General features: G+C 45.1%; 21 protein-coding genes. 9 read left to right on the top strand and 12 right to left on the bottom strand.

Translation table 11 applies throughout. From position 1 onward, the window contains the following. The first annotated feature begins 124 nt into the window (after window positions 1-124). Window positions 125-1,477 carry a polysaccharide pyruvyl transferase family protein gene (locus MHH82_RS36280; protein ID WP_072175740.1) on the top strand — a complete coding sequence of 451 codons (1,353 nt, stop codon included), beginning with the start codon at window positions 125-127 and terminating at the stop codon, window positions 1,475-1,477. Window positions 1,478-1,586: 109 nt separating this feature from the next. Here the strand turns inward: MHH82_RS36280 and ahpF are convergent, their stop codons facing one another. From ahpF to gntR, 6 genes are all read right to left on the bottom strand, one after another. Continuing rightward, window positions 1,587-3,116, bottom strand: coding sequence for an alkyl hydroperoxide reductase subunit F (gene ahpF / locus MHH82_RS36275; RefSeq protein ID WP_017697262.1), 1,530 nt, complete (start codon window positions 3,114-3,116; stop codon window positions 1,587-1,589). A 13-nt stretch (window positions 3,117-3,129) separates the two neighbouring features. Next, a complete protein-coding gene (ahpC, locus tag MHH82_RS36270; protein ID WP_072175741.1) occupies window positions 3,130-3,693 on the bottom strand; it encodes an alkyl hydroperoxide reductase subunit C in 564 nt (187 codons plus the stop codon). 465 nt (window positions 3,694-4,158) lie between these two features. Further along, on the bottom strand, window positions 4,159-5,565 hold the full coding sequence (gnd, locus tag MHH82_RS36265; RefSeq protein ID WP_072175865.1) for a decarboxylating NADP(+)-dependent phosphogluconate dehydrogenase: 1,407 nt from the start codon (window positions 5,563-5,565) through the stop codon (window positions 4,159-4,161). Window positions 5,566-5,587: 22 nt separating this feature from the next. Further along, window positions 5,588-6,934, bottom strand: a complete 1,347-nt coding sequence (gntP, locus tag MHH82_RS36260) for a gluconate permease GntP (RefSeq protein ID WP_003243139.1) — start codon at window positions 6,932-6,934, stop codon at window positions 5,588-5,590. 28 nt (window positions 6,935-6,962) lie between these two features. Next, the gene (gntK, locus tag MHH82_RS36255; RefSeq protein WP_072175864.1) at window positions 6,963-8,504 is read right to left on the bottom strand and encodes a gluconokinase; all 1,542 of its coding nucleotides are present in this window, start codon (window positions 8,502-8,504) and stop codon (window positions 6,963-6,965) included. Next, window positions 8,497-9,228 (bottom strand): gluconate operon transcriptional repressor GntR, encoded by a 732-nt coding sequence (gntR, locus tag MHH82_RS36250; RefSeq protein WP_003243132.1) that lies wholly within the window; start codon window positions 9,226-9,228, stop codon window positions 8,497-8,499. The genes gntK and gntR overlap by 8 nt, the downstream gene beginning before the upstream one ends. Before the next feature lie 195 nt (window positions 9,229-9,423). Between gntR and MHH82_RS36245 the strand changes: the two genes are divergently transcribed. Continuing rightward, the gene (locus tag MHH82_RS36245; protein ID WP_049140845.1) at window positions 9,424-10,572 is read left to right on the top strand and encodes a glycerate kinase; all 1,149 of its coding nucleotides are present in this window, start codon (window positions 9,424-9,426) and stop codon (window positions 10,570-10,572) included. 92 nt (window positions 10,573-10,664) lie between these two features. Then, on the top strand, window positions 10,665-11,696 hold the full coding sequence (locus tag MHH82_RS36240; protein WP_072175863.1) for a polysaccharide pyruvyl transferase family protein: 1,032 nt from the start codon (window positions 10,665-10,667) through the stop codon (window positions 11,694-11,696). Window positions 11,697-11,735: 39 nt separating this feature from the next. Here the strand turns inward: MHH82_RS36240 and MHH82_RS36235 are convergent, their stop codons facing one another. After that, the gene (locus tag MHH82_RS36235; protein WP_014478506.1) at window positions 11,736-12,428 is read right to left on the bottom strand and encodes an LrgB family protein; all 693 of its coding nucleotides are present in this window, start codon (window positions 12,426-12,428) and stop codon (window positions 11,736-11,738) included. After that, the gene (locus MHH82_RS36230) at window positions 12,398-12,802 is read right to left on the bottom strand and encodes a CidA/LrgA family holin-like protein (RefSeq protein ID WP_009968420.1); all 405 of its coding nucleotides are present in this window, start codon (window positions 12,800-12,802) and stop codon (window positions 12,398-12,400) included. Before MHH82_RS36230 ends, MHH82_RS36235 begins: the two co-directional genes overlap by 31 nt. Window positions 12,803-13,028: 226 nt before the next feature. On the opposite strand from MHH82_RS36230, the gene MHH82_RS36225 reads away from it, so the two are divergent. Further along, the gene (locus MHH82_RS36225; protein WP_003243994.1) at window positions 13,029-13,460 is read left to right on the top strand and encodes a MarR family winged helix-turn-helix transcriptional regulator; all 432 of its coding nucleotides are present in this window, start codon (window positions 13,029-13,031) and stop codon (window positions 13,458-13,460) included. A gap of 56 nt (window positions 13,461-13,516) precedes the next feature. Here MHH82_RS36225 and MHH82_RS36220 read toward each other — a convergent pair whose 3' ends face one another. Then, window positions 13,517-14,587: an SDR family oxidoreductase gene (locus MHH82_RS36220; RefSeq protein WP_072175862.1), complete on the bottom strand. Its 1,071-nt coding sequence runs from the start codon at window positions 14,585-14,587 to the stop codon at window positions 13,517-13,519. A 130-nt stretch (window positions 14,588-14,717) separates the two neighbouring features. Between MHH82_RS36220 and yxaF the strand changes: the two genes are divergently transcribed. The 3 genes from yxaF (at window position 14,718) to MHH82_RS36205 (ending at window position 17,716) form a co-directional block, all read left to right on the top strand. Next, on the top strand, window positions 14,718-15,293 hold the full coding sequence (gene yxaF / locus MHH82_RS36215) for a transcriptional regulator YxaF (protein ID WP_003227022.1): 576 nt from the start codon (window positions 14,718-14,720) through the stop codon (window positions 15,291-15,293). 93 nt (window positions 15,294-15,386) lie between these two features. Beyond that, window positions 15,387-16,400: a quercetin 2,3-dioxygenase gene (qdoI, locus tag MHH82_RS36210; protein ID WP_015715031.1), complete on the top strand. Its 1,014-nt coding sequence runs from the start codon at window positions 15,387-15,389 to the stop codon at window positions 16,398-16,400. A gap of 107 nt (window positions 16,401-16,507) precedes the next feature. Beyond that, the gene (locus MHH82_RS36205) at window positions 16,508-17,716 is read left to right on the top strand and encodes a DUF418 domain-containing protein (protein ID WP_015715030.1); all 1,209 of its coding nucleotides are present in this window, start codon (window positions 16,508-16,510) and stop codon (window positions 17,714-17,716) included. Window positions 17,717-17,745: 29 nt separating this feature from the next. On the opposite strand, the gene MHH82_RS36200 is transcribed toward MHH82_RS36205, so the two are convergent. After that, on the bottom strand, window positions 17,746-18,201 hold the full coding sequence (locus MHH82_RS36200; RefSeq protein WP_015250840.1) for an RDD family protein: 456 nt from the start codon (window positions 18,199-18,201) through the stop codon (window positions 17,746-17,748). Window positions 18,202-18,455: 254 nt separating this feature from the next. Here MHH82_RS36200 and MHH82_RS36195 point away from each other — a divergent pair, with 254 nt between their 5' ends. Together MHH82_RS36195 and MHH82_RS36190 are read left to right on the top strand one after the other, a co-directional pair. Continuing rightward, a complete protein-coding gene (locus MHH82_RS36195) occupies window positions 18,456-18,881 on the top strand; it encodes a DUF5391 family protein (RefSeq protein ID WP_021481044.1) in 426 nt (141 codons plus the stop codon). A gap of 100 nt (window positions 18,882-18,981) precedes the next feature. Further along, complete coding sequence (locus tag MHH82_RS36190; RefSeq protein WP_072175861.1) at window positions 18,982-20,214, top strand: outer membrane protein assembly factor BamB family protein; 1,233 nt, start codon at window positions 18,982-18,984, stop codon at window positions 20,212-20,214. A gap of 42 nt (window positions 20,215-20,256) precedes the next feature. On the opposite strand, the gene MHH82_RS36185 is transcribed toward MHH82_RS36190, so the two are convergent. Both MHH82_RS36185 and MHH82_RS36180 read right to left on the bottom strand, forming a co-directional pair. Next, a complete protein-coding gene (locus MHH82_RS36185; RefSeq protein ID WP_064671720.1) occupies window positions 20,257-20,724 on the bottom strand; it encodes an RDD family protein in 468 nt (155 codons plus the stop codon). A 164-nt stretch (window positions 20,725-20,888) separates the two neighbouring features. Further along, entirely contained in the window at window positions 20,889-22,226 is a 1,338-nt protein-coding gene (locus MHH82_RS36180; RefSeq protein WP_021481042.1) for an aldehyde dehydrogenase family protein, read from the bottom strand. Between the last annotated feature and the right edge of the window lie 18 nt (window positions 22,227-22,244).

Raw genomic sequence — 22,244 nt, 5'->3', positions numbered from 1 at the left:
AAGGGAGAGAGTTTGTGAGTAAAAAGGGATGAAAGCGGGTGTCCGGCTGAAGTTTTAAGATCATGATAGAGTTCCCTAAGCAAATCTCCTGAAAAAAATTTGGCGAGGAAGGGGCAACATCACATTGAAAAACATTTTAATAAGAGCTGGCATATCACCATTTGATACATTTAATGCAGCTGAAATGATTGTTCGCAACTCCATTGGCGGCAACGTAGGAAACCTAGTATATGCCTACAGTGTGTTTCGCACGCTGATGACAGAAGGAACGACGATTACTCCTGATTATTATCGGATTAATCCAGCGGATGCTGAACAAATTAATACAAATTATGATATGTATATTATTCCGCTGGCAGATGCATTCCGCGAGGATTTCGTGCCTTCTTTACGGAAATATACCCAATTAATTAAGAAACTAACCATTCCGGTTGTTGTGATTGGTGTTGGTTTGCGGGCTCCGTTTGAACCAAAATTAAATGAAGGTTTTCCTTTTGATGAGGATGTAAAAGCGTTTGTAAGTGCTGTGCTGGAGAGATCAAATATGATCGGTGTCCGCGGTGAAATTACAGCGAAATACCTTTCCAGATTAGGCTTCCGTGAAGACATTGACCATACGGTGATTGGGTGTCCTTCTATGTATGCGTTTGGCAGAGAACTGAAGATAAGAGAAACTAATATCACAACAGAATCAATGGTGACGGTTAACTCATCAAGACTGTCTCCAAAGCATGTACTGGACTTCATTACGAGAAGCATGAAAGAGTTCCCGAATCATTACTTTATCCCGCAATGGCGAAAAGAAATGATTCTGACGTATGCGGGTGCGCCTGCGCTAGCGAAGCCTGCTGATAATTATCCGGTCAGCATGGAAGACCCGGCTTATCAGAATGATAGAGTCCGATTCTTTTTAAATGTGCCGACTTGGCTGGATTTCCTGAGAAAAGCCGATTTGAGCTTTGGCGCAAGGCTGCATGGAAATATCGCAGCGACGATTGCCGGTACACCGAGCCTGTTGCTTCCGAAAGATGCCAGAATGCGTGAATTAGCTGAGTACCATCAATTAACGCATGTCATGGCAAATGAGATAACCGATCAGACAAAACTGTCAGAATTAATTGAAACACTTGATTTTCATCAGCCTGAGAAACGGCAAGCGCAAAACTTTGACCATTTCATCAGCTTCTTGAATCAAAATGAATTAGACCATATTTATAAAGAGAAAGCGATTCCTGATACCGTTCCTTTTGACGAAAAACTATCTAACACGAAGCTTCTTCCGCCTGTGACTACAGTTAGCGGCTGCAGTTCCACAGAAACAGCGAAACGCTGGGAAGCGCTGATGGCATTAGAAAATGCCAAAAAGGAAAAAACCATTAAAGATCTGAAAAAAAAGGTCAAAAAGTATCAGGGCACGTTAAATAGAAAATCAGTGCGTATCGCTTTAAAAACAGCAAATATGCTGAGTGTGAAGTGACCATTCACTAACATTACAACTATATTACAGTTGTATAAAACTTGCAATATTTTTGGAATAAAAAAGAAAGCCGCAATGCTGCCAATCTGGCAATTGCGGCTTTCTTATATTAGTTACGGATTAGGTAATCAAACGCGCCGAGGGCGGCAGTTGCACCTGATCCCATAGAAATAATAATTTGGTTGTACGCACTGTCTGTGCAGTCGCCGGCAGCAAATAAGCCTGGTACGCTTGTTGCGCCGTGTTTGTCGACAATAATTTCGCCCATGCGGTTGCGTTCAACTGTTCCTTCTAACCATTCTGTGTTTGGAACGAGACCGATTTGGACGAATACACCTTGAAGTTCAACGTGTTTTTCTTCGCCTGTTTCGCGGTCTACATATGTGATGCCGTTAACACTCTGATCACCTGTGATTTCTTTTGTTTGTGCGTTTTTCACGACAGTGACGTTAGGCAGGCTGTAGAGACGTTTTTGCAGGACTTCGTCTGCTTTCAGTTCCGGCGCAAATTCTAGCACGGTAACGTGATTGACAATACCTGCAAGGTCAATCGCTGCTTCGATACCAGAGTTTCCTCCGCCGATAACCGCTACGTCTTTGCCTTCAAACAATGGCCCATCACAGTGCGGGCAGTATGCAACACCTTTGTTTTTGAACTCTTGTTCACCGGGTACGTTGACATTGCGCCAGCGTGCACCTGTTGAAAGGATCACTGTTTTACTTTTCAGGACAGCACCGTTTTCGAGTTCAAGTTCGAACAGATCTTTCTTCTCAAGGCGTTTCGCACGCTGAAGGTTCATGACATCAATATCATATTCCTTCACATGCTCTTCAAGACTTGCCGCAAGCTTCGGTCCTTCCGTCGCTTTGACGCTGATGAAGTTTTCGATGCTCATGGTGTCGAGAACCTGTCCGCCGAAGCGTTCAGCCACAACCCCAGTGCGGATGCCTTTACGTGCAGTGTAGATCGCTGCACTTGCACCAGCAGGTCCGCCTCCGACAACAAGAACGTCAAACGGCTCTTTGTCAGCAAACTCAGATGCATCTGCGCCGCTGCCCATTTTCGCAAGGATTTCTTCAAGCGTCATACGGCCGCTTCCGAAGGATTCGCCATTCAGGTAAACGGTCGGCACTGCCATGATGTTTTTGCTTTCAACTTCTGCTTTGTATGCTGCACCGTCAATCATCGTGTGCGTAATGTTCGGGTTCAGCACGCTCATCATGTTTAAAGCTTGTACAACATCAGGACAGTTGTGGCATGTCAGGCTGATATAAGATTCGAAGTGGTATTCACCGCTGATCTTCTTCACCTGATCAATGACTTTTTGGTCCACCTTAGGCGGTCTGCCGCTCACTTGGAGCAACGCCAACACTAATGATGTGAATTCGTGGCCCAGAGGGATACCAGCGAAAGTTACGCCAGTGTCTTCTCCGACACGATTGACACTGAAGCTTGGCGTTCTGTTTAATTCAGCTTTTTCAACTGAAATTTTCGATGACATGGAAGCCAGCTCATCAACGAGAGCCAGCATGTCCTTTGAAATGTCATCTTCGCCTGCGCTAACTTTGAGAACAATGTCATTCTCAATTAGCTGCATATATTGATTTAATTGTGCTTTGATATTTGCATCAAGTACCAATTGAATGCACTCCTTAGATTTTACCTACTAGATCAAGGCTAGGTGTAAGAGTTTCGCCGCCTTCTTCCCATTTAGCCGGGCAAACTTCACCTGGGTTTTGACGAACGTATTGAGCTGCTTTTACTTTGTTTACAAGGTTGCTTGCGTCACGGCCGATACCGCCTGCATTGATTTCAACAGTTTGGATAACGCCGTCTGGATCGATGATGAATGTTCCGCGGTCAGCAAGACCAGTTTCTTCGTCAAGAACATCGAAGTTGCGAGAGATTGTTTGAGATGGGTCACCGATCATTGCGTAAGTGATTTTGCTGATTTTTTCAGAGCTGTCATGCCAGCCTTTGTGTACGAAGTGAGTATCTGTAGAAACAGAGTATACTTCAACACCTAATTCTTTAAGAGTAGCATATTGTTCTTGAAGATCTTCAAGCTCAGTTGGGCATACGAAAGAGAAATCTGCTGGGTAGAAGCAGAATACGCTCCATTGGCCTTTCAAATCTTCGTTTGTTACATCGATGAATTCACCGTTTTTGAATGCTTTTGCTTCGAATGGAAGTACTTCTTTACCGATTAAAGACATAATGTATATTCCTCCTAAAAATGTATTAGAAAGCATATTCGCTTTCAATAATAATTCTAATTATATATGAATTATTAATTAATATATATTTTTTGTCAAGCCATAACCTACTTTTTTTCATCTTACTAAAGGTGTGACAGGTAGGATTTATGCATTTCTTTTATAACAAATGAGAGGCTGATTCTCAATTAGACAAGGTTTTCAGGGACTTTTGTAAATCAGAATGACAGGCCGTTTTGGCATTTGAACATTTTATGACACCATGGGCAAGGGCAAAGGACAATGGCCAAAAGCAGAATAGAACGGAACAGCAAGCTGCTGTCACATGATGATCTTGGGGATTGTTTCTAGCTATTATTGTATCACTGTTTATGATATTTAAAACATAACTTATGTCTTCTGTTGTTTGGGATAGAAGAAAAAAACACGGTTCAGTTGAAAACTGACCGTGTTTTTGATGACAGGTTATTCAGACCAATTCGTATGGAAAACGCCGTCCATATCAGTCCGTTCGTACGTGTGAGCGCCAAAGTAATCGCGCTGCGCCTGCAAGAGGTTCGCATTGGAACGCCCTGTGCGGTAGCCGTCGTAATAAGAGAGCGCGGTAGTTAAGCATGGGAAAGAGATTCCGGTGCTGATACCCTCGCAAACGACTTTTCGAAGGCCTGTTTGATAGGCATGGAGCTTATCTGTGAAATAAGGCGCGATCAGCAGGTTTGCCAGATTTGGCTGCTCACTGAATGCTTCGCTGATCACGTTTAGGAAATCAGCGCGGATGATGCAGCCGCCTCGGAAAATCAAGGCAATGTCTTTGAGCGGCAGATTCCAGCCGTAAAGCTCAGATGACATCTTATATTGGGCAAAGCCTTGTGCATAGGCGCATACTTTCCCCATGTAAAGAGCCTGTCTGACGTATTCAATCCAGGTGTCTTTATCCAAGTGTTTTTCTTCGGCTTCCGGGCCTGCTAATACGTCTTGAGCTGCCATCCGTTCTTCTTTTAAGGATGACAAGTAGCGGGCGAACAAGGACTCTGTGATGATCGTGGACGGGATGCCGTTATCAATCGCCTGCATGCTCGTCCATTTCCCAGTGCCTTTTTGCCCGGTTTTATCAAGGATGACATCGATCAGAGGCTGCCCTGTTTTTTCGTCTTTTTTGCGTAAAATCTCAGCTGTAATTTCTATTAAATAGCTTTTCAGCTCACCTTGATTCCATGTTTCAAAAATAGATGCAATTTCATCTAGCGGCAGATGAAGCGTTTCTCTTAGAAACGTATACGCTTCTGCAATCAGCTGCATGTCGGCATATTCAATGCCGTTGTGCACCATTTTTGTAAAGTGCCCTGCCCCTTTTGGTCCGATATAGACACAGCAAGGGTCATCTCCGACTTGGGCTGCGATTTTCGTCAGGATAGGAGCGGCTTTCTCATAGACGTCGCGATCTCCGCCCGGCATGATGGAAGGCCCTGTTAATGCACCGACTTCACCGCCGGAAATGCCGACTCCCAGGTAGCCGATCCCTTTTTCCTTCAGCTCGTCATATCTTCTTTCTGTGTCTTCATAGTGGGAGTTTCCTCCGTCCATGATGACGTCGCCTTCTTCAAGCAAAGGCTTTAATGATTGGATGACGGAATCTACGGGTTTTCCCGCTGTGACCATCAAAAAGATTTTTCTTGGTTTTTCTAACGATTGAACAAAGTCCTCAAGCTCGTAATACGGGCTGAGAGATTGTCCATCCAGCTTTTGGATAAGCTGGTCCGTTAAATCTCTGGTGTAATTATAGACAGCGACGTTTTCGCCTTTATTTGCCATGTTTAAGGCGATGTTGCTTCCCATTACGCCTAAGCCTATGACACCAATCGTATTGAACATGTGTTACAGCTCCTTCTTAATTTCATACAACTAAACTTAACAATAAAATGAATCCCAGTCCAGCAACGGAAATAATGGTTTCCAGCAATGTCCATGTGGCAAATGTTTCTTTCATGCTTAATCCGAAGTATTCCTTGAACATCCAGAAGCCGGCGTCATTGACGTGTGAAGCGATGACACTTCCGGCGCCTGTTGCGAGCACGACTAACGCCAGATTAACATCAGAATGGCCCAATAACGGAATGACCAGACCTGTTGTGCTTAGTGCCGCAACAGTCGCTGATCCTAGAGAAATGCGCAGGATCGCCGCGATGAGCCATGCCAGAATGATTGGCGATAATGCCGTTCCTTTGAATAAGTCTGCTACGTAATCGCCGACACCGCCGTTGATCAGCACTTGTTTGAAGGCGCCGCCTCCTCCGATGATCAAAAGCATCATGCCGATTTGTGAAATGGCAGTTGAACAAGAATCCATCACGGTTTTGACTGGAATGTTGCGCTTGATACCCATTGTATAGACTGCGACCAATAACGAAATAATCATAGCAGTCGATGCGTTTCCAATCAATCTGATAAAAGCTAAAACTCCGTTATCTGCAAACCCGATTGTTTCTTGAAGCAGGTCGATAATGGTCGCGACCGACATGATGATAATCGGGAGCATTGCAGTAAAGACACTGATTCCAAAGCCGGGTGTTTCTTCAAGGTTAAATGTTTTTTGTGTGCCGAGTGATGCAATATTGCCGTTTTTCGCAAATGATGCAGGAACGATTTTTTTCGCGAACTTTGTAAATAACGGCCCTGCGATGAGCACTGTCGGAACAGCAACGATAAAGCCGTACAGCAGCACTTCTCCAATGTTTGCGCCATACTCACCGGCGATCGCCGTAGGCCCCGGGTGCGGCGGCAGGAAACCGTGTGTGACGGATAGTGCCGCGACCATCGGGATTCCGAGAAATAAAATAGAAATCTTCAATTCTCTTGAAATCGCAAAGACAATCGGAATTAATAGAACCAGTCCTACTTCAAAAAATAACGCAATCCCAATAATGAATGAGGCAATGACAACGGCCCATTGAATATTTTTCTCACCGAATTTGTTGACGAGCGTCATCGCAATGCGCTGTGCGCCTCCTGAATCCGCGATCAGCTTGCCCAGCATCGCACCGAGTCCGAAGATGAGCGCGATGTGGCCAAGAGTCCCCCCTATTCCTGCTTCGATGGAGCTGACAACTTTATCGAACGGCATCCCGAGTGCCAGTGCCACGCCGAACGATACGACCAGCAGGGAAATAAATGTGTTTAATTTTAAGCCCATAATCAGAAATAGTAATGCTAAGATCCCAAGTGCAACGATGATTAACGGCATGGTAATGCCCTCCCCTTCATGTCATGTACTATTTGTGTGTGATTAAGCCCCTCTGATAATCTGCAATTTGTGTATATTGATTTTCTAATAATCTTGATAGATTGATGAAAATCGGCATTAATGTTCTGTATTCCTTGGCTGAGTCTTCGATCGGCGTATGTCTGTATGTGCTGCCGATCATGTCGGACACGGCGTCGAAAGAATCGATTTTTCCTGTTGCATACAGGCCTAAAATGCAGGCGCCGAGACATGAGCTTTCGTAGCTTTCCGGAACGACAACCTCTGATTCGAAGATATCCGACATCATTTGGCGCCAAACCTCCGACCTTGCAAAACCCCCTGTCGCTTGGATGCGGGTTACCGGGCCATCCATGCATTCAGTTAACGCCAAGAACACCGTGTACAGGTTGTAAATGACGCCTTCCAATGCCGCGCGTATCATATGCTCTTTCTTATGCGACATGGTCAGGCCGAAAAATGAGCCGCGTACATCCGGATTCCACAACGGAGCGCGTTCTCCGGCGAGATATGGGTGGAACAGCAGACCGTCAGAACCGGGTCTGACGCGTTGGGCAATTTTCGTCAGCACGTCATATGGATCAATGCCCAGCCGTGTCGCTGTTTCGATTTCGGAGGAGGCAAACTCGTCTCTGATCCAGCGAAGGACGATGCCCCCATTGTTCACAGGTCCCCCAATAACCCAATGCTTGTCCGTCAAGGCATAGCAAAAAATTCTCCCTTTTTCATCGGTTTGCGGCTTGTCAATAATCGTCCGGATGGCACCGCTTGTACCGATGGTGACGGCGATTTCGCCCTTTTTAATGGCGTTTACTCCGAGGTTGGACAGCACGCCGTCGCTGGCGCCGATGACAAAAGGCGTTTCCGGATCGATTCCCATCTGGATCGCAATTTCCGGGCTGCAGTGCTGAAAGATCTCGGTTGTCGGCACGAGTTTGGATAAGTGATCCGGCGTGATGCCTGCGATGCGCAGTGCCTCTTCGTCCCAATCCAAGCCCTTCAGGTTCATCATGCCTGTCGCTGATGCCAATGAGTAATCGATGACATACTCATTGAACAGCTGTTTAAAAATGTATTCTTTGATGCCGATATATTTTTTTGCCTTGGAAGCGATTTCTTTCCGTTCATTCGTGATCCAGGCAATTTTACTTAACGGTGCCATCGGATGAATCGGTGTTCCCGTCCGTTTGTACACCTCATGTCCGTTCAATTCCTCTTTGATCTTATGCGCCCAGCCTTCACTTCGGTTGTCGGCCCATGTGATGCATGGCGTCAGCGGCTTGTCATTTTCGTCGATTGCAATGACGCTGTGCATGGCGCTGCTGAACGAAATGAAAGAGATCTGTTTTTCGGGATGCTGTTTTGTAATTCTCGCTGTTGTATGGATGACTGCCTGAAATATCTCTTCCGGGTTTTGTTCAGCTGTTGAGATGTCCGGTGTATAGAGCGGGTAGCCGATGCTTTCTTTCTGTACCACATCTCCGTTTTCACTGAACAGCACAGCTTTTGTGCTTGTCGTGCCGATATCGATTCCTAACATATAACTAGTCATTGTTGTATTCAGCTCCTTTTGCCAGCATTTGTTGTGAGAGCCATAGGTCTTCTACCTTATCCTGCACATCATCAAAGTTTTGGTGAAGAGACTGAATCATCAGCGCCCTATCCTTTGTTTTGATGGCTTGAATATAAAGCTCGTGGTTATCTAAAATCCTTGTGAAGTCTTCATACTTTTCCTTTAACCGTACCCGCATCGATAAAAGAATAAAGCTTTCCATGACGGGTTTTAGATTGTTCCAGATCATCTGAATGTATGAATGATCAATCGCTCGGATAATCGTTTCATGGAACAGCACATCTTGAAATGAAAATTCGTCAGCATCCTCATATTTGATTGAGACTTTCATCATTTCAAGAATTTTGCTGAGATCCTTAACTAAAGGCTCAATGTCTATTTTGACAAGCCGTTCAAAGACAAATGTTTCTAATAGTAACCGCACATCATAAATTTCCGCGATTTTCTTCTCAGTTAAACCAATTACGACCGCTCCCATTCGTTCTAAGCGGATGATTTTTTCGGATGCGAGTATTTTTAGCGCTTCGCGAACCGGCGAACGGCTTACTGAAAACTCGGCGGCGATTGTATTTTCTGATAAAATGGTACCGCTTTCAATTAGGCCTGAAACGATCCGCATTCTCAGCTCGTATGCGACACGAACCCCGGTTGACGCTTTTGAGAGCCATTTTGCGGGATACAACAGGTCTTTGGAGTCTAGCATACACTCACCTTCCTCACTCAAGAAGTATACTTGTATACAAGTATGATAACGTGAATATTTCTTTTATGCAAACACTTTCATTTCTAATTTTTAATAAAATTTTTCCCAATCATTATGGTATTTATTTCTAAATGGAATATGGTACATTGGAGATAACTAGCATAAGTGAATCATGTTTTGAAAGAGGCGATTTGGATGAAAATCATCATTGCACCTGATTCTTTTAAGGAAAGCTTATCAGCTCTGGAGGCAGCCGAAGCGATAGAAAGAGGTTTCAAATCGGTCTTTCCGGGTGCTGATTACAGAAAATTGCCGGTGGCGGATGGCGGCGAGGGAACCGTTCAATCTCTAGTCGATGCGACCAACGGAAGGATCATAGAGCAAGTTGTCACAGGGCCGCTGGGGGAACCGGTGAGAGCTTTCTTTGGCATGATGGGAGATGGGAGAACAGCTGTGATTGAAATGGCTGCTGCTTCAGGGCTGCATCTGGTGCCTGTAGATAAGCGAAATCCGCTCATCACTACAACAAGGGGAACGGGAGAATTAATCGAGGCAGCTCTTGATGCAGGAGCGGAGCGTTTGATCATCGGAATCGGCGGAAGCGCCACGAACGACGGGGGAGCCGGGATGATTCAGGCATTGGGCGGAAGGCTTCTTGATAACTCAGGCAGCGAGATTGGTCCAGGGGGCGGCGCGTTATCTCAGCTTGCATCAATAGATGTGAGCGGGCTTGATTCCAGATTGCGGAATGTCAAACTGGAAGTTGCCTGTGACGTGGACAATCCGTTAACAGGACCAAAGGGTGCTACGGCTGTTTTCGGACCGCAAAAAGGCGCGACGGCCGACATGCTGGATGTACTAGAACAGAACGTAAGCCATTTCGCTGATATGGCAGAAAAAGAGCTCGGATCAACCTTCCGAGATACAGAGGGTGCCGGTGCAGCGGGCGGTCTTGGATGGAGCCTGCTGACTTATCTTCAGGCTGACCTGAAAAGAGGCATTGATATTGTCCTTAATGCGATTGATTTTGAAAGTATCGTTCAGGATGCAGATCTTGTGATTACCGGCGAGGGACGAATCGACAGCCAAACGGTTCATGGAAAAACACCGATCGGGGTGGCCAAGGCGGCTAAATCATACGATGTGCCCGTTATCGGCATTGCGGGATCAATTTCCCGAGACAGTAATGCCGTCTATCAACACGGGATCGATGCGCTTTTCAGCATCGTCCCCGGAGCCGTGCCGCTAGAAGACGCGTTTGAACATGCCGCGGAATATATGGAAAGAACGGCGCGGGACATTGCAGCGTCTATCAAATTGGCGAAAACGATGTTTCTGATATAGCCGATGCACATGCCAATGCATAGCCATCCTCCTTTTTGGGTAGAGACAGTTAACACACAATGAGGAATTCATCCCAGAAGGAGGACGCAGATATGACTGTACAAGAAATCAAAGGCAAAAAACTAGTAAAAGGCATTGCGCCAAATGTGGAGCCGGAAGCTCTGTTAAATGATAAACGAAAAGTATTTTTGTTTGGTTCCCCTAGTTACACAAACATTGGCGACCAAGCGATTGCGTATGCGGAAGAGAAATTTGTCAAAAATCATTTTCCGTATTATGAATACATTGAGATTATGGATTATGCGACGGATGAGGGCATTGAACTGGTGAAGGAGATCATTCGTGAAGACGATATTGTCTGCTTTACAGGCGGAGGGAATTTAGGAAACCTTTATCTTGATATTGAGGAAGACAGAAGAAAGGTCTTTTCGGCGTTTAAAGACTACAAATCAATTTCTCTGCCACAATCCGTTTATTTTGAGGATACAGAGGAAGGACAGAAGGAAAAGAAAAAAACACAGGATGCGTACCATCAAAATACAAACTTAACGATTGCTACGCGTGAGACGCAAACACTGGATGTTGTGAAAGAGACCTTCAACTCCAATGTGATCTTTACACCGGACATGGTGCTTTCCTTGGATATTGTGCCGCGAGAGCTCGAGCGGGACGGCGTTCTCTTTATTTTAAGAGCGGATAAGGAGAAAGTGACTGACGAAGATTTTATTTCACAGATGAAGCAATGGGCAGAAAAAACAACTTACACAGAGCGTACCGATACGGTGCTGGATACGGTAGACACCATCGATTACGCTGATCGTGAAAAGCATTTTATGGAGATGCTGGACCGCATCGGCTCCAGTAAATTGGTGATTACCGACCGCCTTCACGCGATGATTTTCTCGATTATCACCAAAACACCTTGCCTTGTCTTTGGAAACAGCTATGGCAAAGCCAAACATTCATACCGGGATTGGCTTGAAAGCTTAAACTTCATTGAATATACAGATAAGAATGATGTTGAGGAGCTGGAGCGCATGATTGACCGCCTGCTTCAAGCAGAGCCGAATGACGTTGATTTATCTAAGGACTTTCAGCCGCTGATTGATTTTTTTGCTTCTTAAACGAAAAAGACTGCCCTCCCCCGGGGCAGTCTTTCTTTGTTAAATATGAAACAGCCAGACGACGAGCGGGCCGAAGAATGAGCCGAGCACCGCACAAAGCGTCATGGAGACGGAACTCATGGATACGGCCAATTCCCCATATTCCAACGCTTTGGAGGTACCCAGTGCATGGGAGGCGCTGCCTAATGCAATGCCTTGTCCAAGGGAACTGCGTATGCGAAGCCATTTTAGGAAAAGAGGCCCGAGGATGACGCCTGAAAAGCCCGCAATCATGACAAATACGACTGTCATGGAAGGGACGCCGCCAAGACCGGCGGCGATCTGAATAGCGACAGGGGTTGTGATCGACTTTGGCAGAATGGATAATAAGAGATCATGATCAATCCCGAATGCTTCTGCGAAGATCAGCCCGCTGATCATTCCCATGCATAATCCGACCAGGACGCCGCCTAAAATGGGAACACAATGTTTGACAATGATATGCCATTGTTTATAAAGCGGATAGGCCAGTGCCACGACAGCCGGCCCAAGCAAAGAATTGATCCATTTCCCCCCGATCATATAGCCTTCATAGGAAACATGGAACATCATCAAAACCGCTACAATCAAAATGGTCGTTGTCAGAACAGGGATCAGAAATGGAAGCGGGAATCGCTTATAGAGTTTGACCATCGCTAAATAAGCGGCAACTGTTAAAAGAATTATAATGATCGCGATACATGCTTGCTGCATTTCTCTTTCTCCTCCCGTTTTTTAGCTTTTTTCTCTAATAGCTGGCTGGCGAATCCAGCCGCAATGATCGTGACGATGGTGCTCAGAACGACTGTAATCAGCAGCATCAGGCCATTGAATGAAATGAGAGACGGATAGTTTATCACTCCTGTCATTGCCGGGATGAACAACAATGGAAGGAAGGATAATAAAAACCCTGCTCCGTCTTCAATGATGGAGACGGGAACAATACGGAGGCCCAAGCAGATCAGAAGCAATACCAATCCAACGATGCTTCCTGACACGGGTAAATGAAACAGATGCTGAATGGCTTCCCCGATCATAAAAAATACATATAATATCAACACTTGCAAGATAATTCGTATGACTTTCACATCAAGTGCTGCTCTCCAATCAGAACAGCTTCCTCCTTTCTGGTGCTTGCTTCTAGGATGGTTCTGAGGAATCGCTTTACTTTCTTTTTATATGATTGTACTATACAAGTATAATGATTGATTTATTCATATAACGACTTGTATTTATTCAGTTAATGTACATTTGTATTATACAAGTATATATGATGTTGTCAATGCCGGAGATTGGAATAGGGAGCGAGAGCGATTGCAAAATCAAAATCCAGTTGAATTAATTGAATATGAGCTGACGACTTTTATCAGGAGAGCTGTTTATCTGGATCAATCAGAGAAAAGAACAGGGAATTTGGAGAGATCTTCGTACTTATTACTGAGACAATTGGATGAGTTTGGCCCTGCTCGTGTTAAGGAATTGGCAGAATCGTTTAAGCTTGATATTTCTACTCTTTCAAGACAAGCAGCTGCATTAGAGGCAAAGGAGCTCATCTATCGTTTCTCAGACCCGTCTGATGGGAGAGTCAGCCTGTTTACCATTACAAAACTCGGCAAACAACTATTAAAAGCCGATCAGCAAAAGCGCCTTGAACGTTATGAACAGATGCTGAAAGAATGGTCAACACAGGAAAAAGAGATGTTTGGCGAGCTGCTGCAGCGTATGAACAAGGCTTTTATCGATTAACTGCTGAAAAACCCATGGTTCGCTGGAACAGCATGGGTTTTTCTTATGGTCAGAGATTATCTGCATCGTTTGGCGGCAGCCCAAGCCACTAGTCCGGCAACAACAGCCGCCGATACAATGGGGCGCTTCGTCGCTTTTGTGTAGTAGCTTCTTGACCTCATCCATCCTTTATTTGTGCCTCTGTCATGCATACCGCAGCCCGCATCATAAAGAGCGCTTTCTTCTCGCGGTTTGGACGGTCTTTCGGCATGCTGGCTGTGATACATGATTTTTTCCATCAGTCTGTCGGTCAGACGAGGGAAAAGCGCGCCCAGCATGGCGATAGCTTTGGCCTTTGAGCCGATGTACATGTCGCGCTTAGGGTGTTCGGCGGCAAACAGGATAGCTTCGGCGACTGCTTCCGGTGGATAGATCATGGAGCGGTAATGAGCCGGCTGTTTGTCGAGGTAGCTGTGCGCATGCTCGTTATAAGGTGTGTCAATTCTGCCCGGGTGGATGAGCGTTACCGAGACGGGCGCCTGTTCCTTTTCGAGCTCCATTCGGATGCTTTCCGTCCAGCCGTGAAGCGCAAATTTGGCAGACGCATATGTGGATTGAATGACCGTTCCCCTGTCTCCGAACAGGCTTCCTACATTAATGAGTGCGCCCGGCACACCTCTGCCGGTGTAGTGTTTGACAGCCGCTCTTGTTCCGTAAACAGGTCCCCAGAAATTTGTGTCGAACATGCGCTTCATGTCTTCGACGGTGACGTCCATGGCATGTCCGAAAGTCGAGACGGCCGCATTGTTGACCCATGTGTCAAAGCGGCCGAATGTGCTGATCGCGGTTTCTGCGATGCGGTTGACGTCCTCTTCTTTTCCGACATCCGCCTTTACCCATATGGCGTCGTGCCCTTTTTCCTTAAGTTCATCAGTGAGCTCCTTCAGCGCGTCTTCATTTCGTGCTGCTGCCACGACCTTTGCGCCTTTTTCAGCTGCCATTCTCGCCGTGACAAGTCCGATTCCGCTTGAAGCGCCAGTAATGACGATCACCTGATCCTTAAGCTTTTTCAGTTTGAGCTTTGTTTTTATGGCGGGGTTTTGTCGTTCAAGCTGCTCTGTATTCGTGACTGAATGATCGATTGTCATTGAGAGATCCCTCCTAGACGCTGTTTTTGTACATTACCCCATCCGGGAGGGTCTTACCCCTTTTGACATTCACGGGGTTCTTTTTTATATTATATAAGTCGCTCTACCATACCTAGGAGGGAATGTTTTAATGACTAGCAGAGGAGATTCACGTGAAAAAATCCTTCACACGGCGTCACGTCTGTTCCAGCTGCAAGGATATCACGCGACAGGTTTGAACCAGATTGTAAAAGAAAGCGGTGCTCCTAAGGGATCGCTTTATCACTTTTTTCCGAATGGCAAAGAAGAATTAGCAATTGAAGCGGTTACATATACAGGTAAGATCGTTGAACATCTGATACAGCAAAGCATGGATGAATCCTCTGATCCTGTTGAAGCGATTCAGCTTTTTATCAAAAAAACAGCCAGCCAATTTGATAACACAGAAAGCATTAAAGGTATTCCAGTCGGTTTGCTGGCGAGTGAGACAGCGTTAATCAGTGAACCGCTGCGGACGGTTTGCATGAAGGTGTTTAAAAGCTGGGAAGCGGTTTTTGCCAGAAAATTAATGGAAAACGGATTTGCAGAAGAAGAAGCAAATCAGCTTGGAACGCTGATTAATTCGATGATTGAGGGCGGCATCATGCTTTCGTTAACGAATAAAGACAAAACGCCTCTTCTTCTCATTGCCGAACAAATACCAGTGCTGGTGAGAAAAAAAGGGTAGCATTTTGTTATCCTTTCTCCTACAATTATATAGAACGGTCTATACAAATAAATGATAATATATAGACTGGTCTAAATTGGAGGAAGCGATAATATGAAAACATTATGTACACATTCATTGCCTAAAGAAAAAATGCCTTATTTGCTCCGGAGCGGAGAAGGCGAGCGCTATCTGTTCGGCAGACAGGTTGCCACGGTGATGGCGAATGGGAGGAGCACAGGTGATTTGTTTGAGATCGTGCTTCTTTCCGGGGGAAAAGGAGATGCCTTTCCGCTTCACGTCCACAAGGACACACATGAAGGAATTCTCATTTTGGACGGGAAACTGGAACTGACACTTGATGGTGAACGCTATTTATTAATATCAGGTGATTATGCGAACATTCCGGCGGGAACACCGCACAGCTACCGGATGCAGAGCCACAGAACAAGACTGGTATCTTACACGATGAAAGGAAACGTAGCGCACTTGTATTCCGTTATTGGGAATCCGTATGATCACGCTGAACATCCGCCGTACGCAAGCGAAGAAGTCTCAAACGAGCGATTTGCAGAAGCAGCCGCTGTAGCGGACATTGTATTTCTAGATGAAGGAAAGCCTGCATGTTCGGCCAAATTAGCGGAACTTACAGAGCTGCCAGATGGAGCGGTTCCATACGTTCTTGAATCTGGAGAAGGAGATCGCCTGTTGACTGGAGATCAGCTTCACCGTATTGTGGCTGCACAAAAAAATACAGATGGCCAGTTTATCGTCGTATCCTCTGAAGGCCCTAAAGGTGACCGAATCGTTGATCACTACCATGAACATCATACAGAAACATTTTATTGCCTTGAAGGTCAGATGACGATGTGGGCAGATGGCCAGGAAATTCAGCTGAATCCGGGAGATTTCCTGCATGTCCCTGCAAATACCGTTCACTCCTATCGCCTTGATTCTTACTATACAAAGATGGTGGGCGTATTGGTTCCTGGTTTATTTGAACCGTTTTTCCGGACGTTAGGCGACCCGTATGAAGGCCACATCTTCCCATGTGAGCCTCAGGCTTTGCGCTTTGATCGCGTTTTGCAGAATATCGAAGCATTAGATTTAAAGGTGATGAAACCATAAAGATGACAAGATTGTAAGGTTTTCATGCCGGCCTGACACCTAAATCGATGTTTCCGCGCTTCATTTTTTCATACCCTTAAGGTACAGAAAAAAGGAGCGTGATGGCTATGTCTTCATTACAGCCGACTTTAACAAATGAGCGGATCGGTGTGCTTGATGTGCTGAGAGGAATGGCGATTTTCGGCATCTTATTTGTCAATCTGGCACATTTTAGTTATCCGGATATGTATTTGTCTATGCTTGGAAAAGAGAATTTTTTCATGGATAAGTGGTCTGAAGCTGATTTTGCCGCCGCAGACATACTGAAATTCTTCATTCAAACAAAATGTATTTTATTGTTTTCCTTTTTATTTGGATTTGGCATGGTTGTCATGATGGAGAGAGCAGAAAACAAAGGGAAACGGTTTGTTCCGTTATATGTGAGAAGGTTAATGGCGCTTCTCTTGTTTGGAACGATTCATGCCTTTTTGATATGGGACGGGGATATTTTAACAGAATATGCCCTGCTCGGTTTTGTCCTGCTCTTGTTTCGAAAAGCAAAGCCGAAAACACTGCTGATATGGGCGGTCTCTTTGTATCTTCTGTTTTCCATTCCGTTCATGTTGACAAGTTTTGATCAATCAAACGGACAGGAATGGGTACAAGCGGTAACACAGCAAGCAAAACAAGCGATTCATGTTTATGGAAGCGGCAGCCTGAGGGACATTGCAGAACAGCGGATCCATGATCGTCTTGTTTACATGTCTTCGAATGGCATGCTTACGTATAATCCGCTCAACTTTTTCTTTGCATCCATTCCATATTTCAGCATGTTTTTGCTGGGAGCTGCGGCAGCAAAATCACGGTATTTGCATGGACCGGAAAAGCATCGCAAAGGATTAAAACGATTATGGATGGCTGGGCTTGTCATCGGCATCGGCGCCCATGTGCTGTACAGTGTAACGGAAAAGGAACTATTTCTGCTGATTGGCGCGCCTTTCCTCATGTTTTTCTATGTTACAACGGTTGTCTATCTTTATCATAAAACAAGAGTGAGAACAGTGCTGCAATCATTCTCCGCTGTTGGGAGGATGGCATTTACCAATTATCTGATGCAGTCTATTGTATGTACTTGGATTTTTTATCATTACGGCTTGGGCCTGTATGGAAAAGTGTACCCTGCTGCGGGCGTGCTCATTACAATTGCTGTTTGTGCCGTTCAAATGGTCTTCAGCCACCTTTGGCTTCGTGTCTTTCGGATGGGGCCGTTTGAGTGGCTGTGGAGAAGCGCTACGTATCTGTCGTGGCAGCCTATTGTAAAGAAAACAAAAGTCTAGACGCCTATTGGCGTCTAGACTTTTTTCTATTATTTATACACGACACGTGTTTTGCAAATGATGTCATGCAGGCCTTTTTTCTCTCCAAAGGCGATCATGATAAACCCGATATAAAAGATGATTCCAGATAAGATATAGGCAAAGTAACGGCCAATTCCCTGTCCGACAGAAACCCGTTCGCCTTGTTCATTGACCACTTTCAGGCCAAGAATTTTTTTGCCAAGTGTGCCTTGCATTTTAGAAGCTGTGAGCAGCCCGTAATATAACACACTGATGACGATCATGATCAGCATAGTAGGCAAAAATGCAAGCGTCATGTATTTCACTAAATACTCTTCTTCCGTCATGTAAGGGTTTGTTGCCACAGCCCCAGCTACAAAAACAGAATTGATCACAAATAGAATAATATAACTAGGAACAGATACAATAATGCCATCAATAAAATAAGCTAAAAAACGAATCCAAAATCCTGCTGGTTTTTCCATGTATTTTTCTCTCTCCTCTGAATTAATCTGGAATAGTATACTTTGAAAAACAAGTACATGCAATATGGTATGGTGATAAAATCCTGATATTACAGAAAAATGAGTCTTTTATCCTTTGTTTTTTACTATATAAATATACTAGAAAGAAGCATAGCATTTGTGTATGCATTCTGGAATTTTTTAATAAATAATGAATTTTCTACACAGCTCTCTTATAATGAAAAGGTTAATATTTCTATCTAAGGAGGAGTTTGATGTCTAGAAAAAACAGCGTGGCGATCATGACAGCCATTTCTGCGTTTCTTTTTTGCGCTGTGATCGTGGCGGCTTCACTTTCGCCGCTGGCCGGAACGGGAGCGGCGGCCAATCAGTTTAATTCAGTTGGCATGTGGTCAGCTGTCGGTATGATCCTTGTATTGTATTTCATTCCATTTCTCGTTTATATGCTCGGAGTCGATGCAATGAGGTATGTCATGGCGGTGCTTTGCGGCTTCGGGCTTTTGATTCATTTGTCTTCGGCCGGTTTTATCTTGATGTTTAGTTTCTTTAGTGACCATCTGCTTTCTGAGGTGATCTTTGTTTTCGGAATTAGTCTCGCTGCGGCTGCTGTCAACGTCATTTGGTTTGTGTCTGCATTTCGGCCGGGTGCTGAAAAAACGTCTGCGCATACACTTACATAGTTTTCTAGTTTGTGATGGTTTTGTGAAATAGATTTATAAAATGGATGAATATGTTATGATGGTCACAAATTAGAAGTTACATATAATGGGGGTCTCAATGATGGTCAAGTCATTTGGTATGAAAGCTTTGATTGCGGGAGCTGCGGTGGCGGCGGCTGTTTCGGCCGGCGCTGTTTCTGATGTGCCCACTGCCAAAGTGCTTCAGCCGACAGCTGCTTATGCGGCGGAAACGGTGTTTTCTCAAAATAATGGAGCATCTGGCTTTTTGCCAGGAAGATATGATGTACAAGCGATGGCGCCTGCCATGTTTAACTGGTCACGCGAAAGCCGGTTCGCCGGAAATACAGACGGGACGCTGAAATGGCAAAACGACATCAGAACGACTCCGCAAAATGGAGCGGGGGCTGTGATTGACGGAGACGGCACAGTATATCTTCATTCCAGAGACGGGGAAATGAAAGCCTTTAATCCAGACGGCTCAGTCAAATGGGTGACTGGCAATCTTGGAAAAACATATACGCAATCTCCTGTACTTGGGACCAACGGCGTTATCTATTTGGCATCCTATGACAAAAAGATTTATTTTATTGACAAAGAAACGGGAGAAATTTTAACAACGGTTCCGTTAAGCGGCGGGCCAAGCTCTGAAACGGTGATCGGTTCAGACGGGACGTTGTATTTCTCAACACTTGATAATTATGTTCACGCGATCAAACCGACGTCAAAATCAACCTGGACAGAGCGCTGGAAGTTGAAAACAAATGGTGTCGTCAGCTCTGTGCCGGTGCTTGCCAAAAACGGCACCGTGTATGTCGGCACATATAATGACGTGTTTTATGCGATCAACTCCGGAACCGGACAGGTGAAATGGTCCAGAACGACGTCAAATGCGTTTAAAGGATATCCGGTGATTGATAAGGACGGCAACGTTTATGCCGGCAACCAAGACGGACAGCTGTATGCCTATACATCAACAGGCAGTTTGAAATGGACATTCCCGTTAAACGGGTTCTCCAGCTCATCTCCTGCGATTGATCATAATGGCAATATCTACATCGGCTCAGGAAGCGGCGAGCTGTTTTCCATCAGCAAAAACGGGGATATGAACTGGTCATTCTATACAGACGGTCCTGTCAGAACGGCGCCGCTGATTGACGCGAAGGGAACGGTGTATTTCGGGTCAGATGATATGAAGGTTTATGCGGCAGACGCAAACGGCAATGAATTATGGAGCTATCAAACCGACAGCAACGTCGTGTCTTCTCCTCAGCTCGCTGAGGACGGAACGCTTTATATTGGAAGTTATACGAAGCTGATGGCTTTTGGGAAATAGTAAAACAGGCTGGCGAGGTTAACTCGGCAGCCTGTTTTTTGATCAATCAAGATATTTATTTTTATAGACAACCTTTGTCCCGCAAATATAATCATGTAATGCCAGTTTAGAGGGAAAGGCCGCCATGATAAAACCGATATATAAGATCTTAGATAATGTGTAAGCGAAGAAACGGCCGAAGCTGTGCCAAAAAGAAATACGCTCACCATGCTGATTGACAACGATGATGCCCATGAGTTTTTTTCCCAATGCTGCTTGCATGTTTGAAGAAGTCAGCAAGCTATAGTAAAGAATAGCGAAAATAAATATGATGGCCAAAACAGGGATTGTGCCAATGATCAACATGAAAAACTCATATTGGGCTTCTGACATGTGTGTACCTGCCGCATCAATGAGTGGCAACACAATGAAGGTGTTAATGAAAATCATAATGAAAGAGAATATAGCTATAATAAATACATCAATAATAGAGGCGGCTGCCCGAATCCAAAATCCTGCTGGTTTTTCCATGTATCATTTTACTCCTTTGAAGTTTTCTGGGATATTATACGTTAGAGGCTGCAGGGTTTGGTCTCGTAGTAAAAATGGTATTTTATCACTTTTAATCTCTTTATTTAGGTGATATAAAGATAAAAAAAGAACCTGCAAGATGATGCAGATTCTCTTCGTTACGATTATTTGGAGGCTTGAATAAATACACCCTTCTCATGAGAAAACTCTTTGAATCCGTATACCCCATGATAGGAGCCGATTCCGCTTGTGTTTACGCCGCCGAATGGCAGGTTGACGTCACTGAAATGGACGACGACATCATTGATGGCGGCATTTCCTGATGTCGTGTGCTGAAGGACGTTGTCAATCAGGTCTTGGTTTTTGCTGAACACATAAAGTGCAAGCGGTTTATCGCGGTCATTTACGTAATCGATGACCTCGTCGATGTCTTCATAGTTCATCATTGGCAGGATCGGTGCGAAGATTTCCTCCTGCATGATTTTCATGTCAGGCGTGACGTTTTTCAAAACGGTTGGCGAGATCGTGCGGTCGCTGGCATCGAATACGCCGCCGAACACCACTTCCGCCCCTTTTTCGATGGCATCGTCGAACAGATCTTTGACGCGGTTGAAGTTGCGGTCATTGACGATCTGCGTAAATTTGCTGCGGTCTGGGTTATGATCATCCTCCATAAATCCAGCGTTGACGACTGTTTGTAAAATCCCCGCGAACCGGTCCTGAACGTCTTTTTTAATGAACAGGTAATCAGGTGCGATGCAGGTTTGGCCGGCGTTTACGAATTTCCCGACGGCGATCTTTTTCGCTGCGTCCATCAGATCGTATTCACTGTCGATAATCGTCGGGCTCTTGCCGCCAAGCTCAAGTGTGACAGATGCCAAGTGTTTGGCAGCCGCTGTCATGACGATTTTCCCGACATTTGTGCTTCCAGTGAAGAAAATGTGGTCGAACGGCTGATCAAGTAGTTCGGTTGCCACCTCAACCTCTCCTTCAAAAATCGCGACTTCTTTTTCATCAAAAGCGTCTCTTATCACTTTAGCGGCAATGTTGCTCGTGTTCATCGTGAAATCGGACAGCTTCACAATCGCGCTGTTTCCGGCTGCGAGAGAAGCGGCAAGCGGCGCCATCGTCAGCATAAACGGATAGTTCCACGGGCCGAGGATGAGTGTGACGCCTTTAGGCTCGTACATAAGAATTCCGTTTGCGTCAGGGCTTAACGATGAACCGACTTCTTTAGGCGCCATCCATTGTTCCAGGTTATTCATATTATCTCTAATCGCTTTTTTTGTTCCTTCGATTTCCGCTTTTTTGACTTCGTGATATGGTTTGCGGACGTCTTTGCGGATCGCTTCGATGATTTCTTCTTCATGGGCGATGACGGAATCTAAAAAGCGTTGAAGCTTTTCTCTCCGCTGTTCCGCTGTTGAAGCGCGCAAGGCTTTTTGCTGTTTTTTCTGAAGCTGAAAGACACGCTGGATGTCGTCCTTTACTTGCTGTTCCATTGTAAAATCCCCCTCATT

The sequence above is a fragment of the Bacillus sp. FSL K6-6540 genome (genome assembly GCF_038007545.1).
Note: the sequence above shows the minus strand (reverse complement) of the source record. Positions and strands in the feature narration are given on the sequence as shown.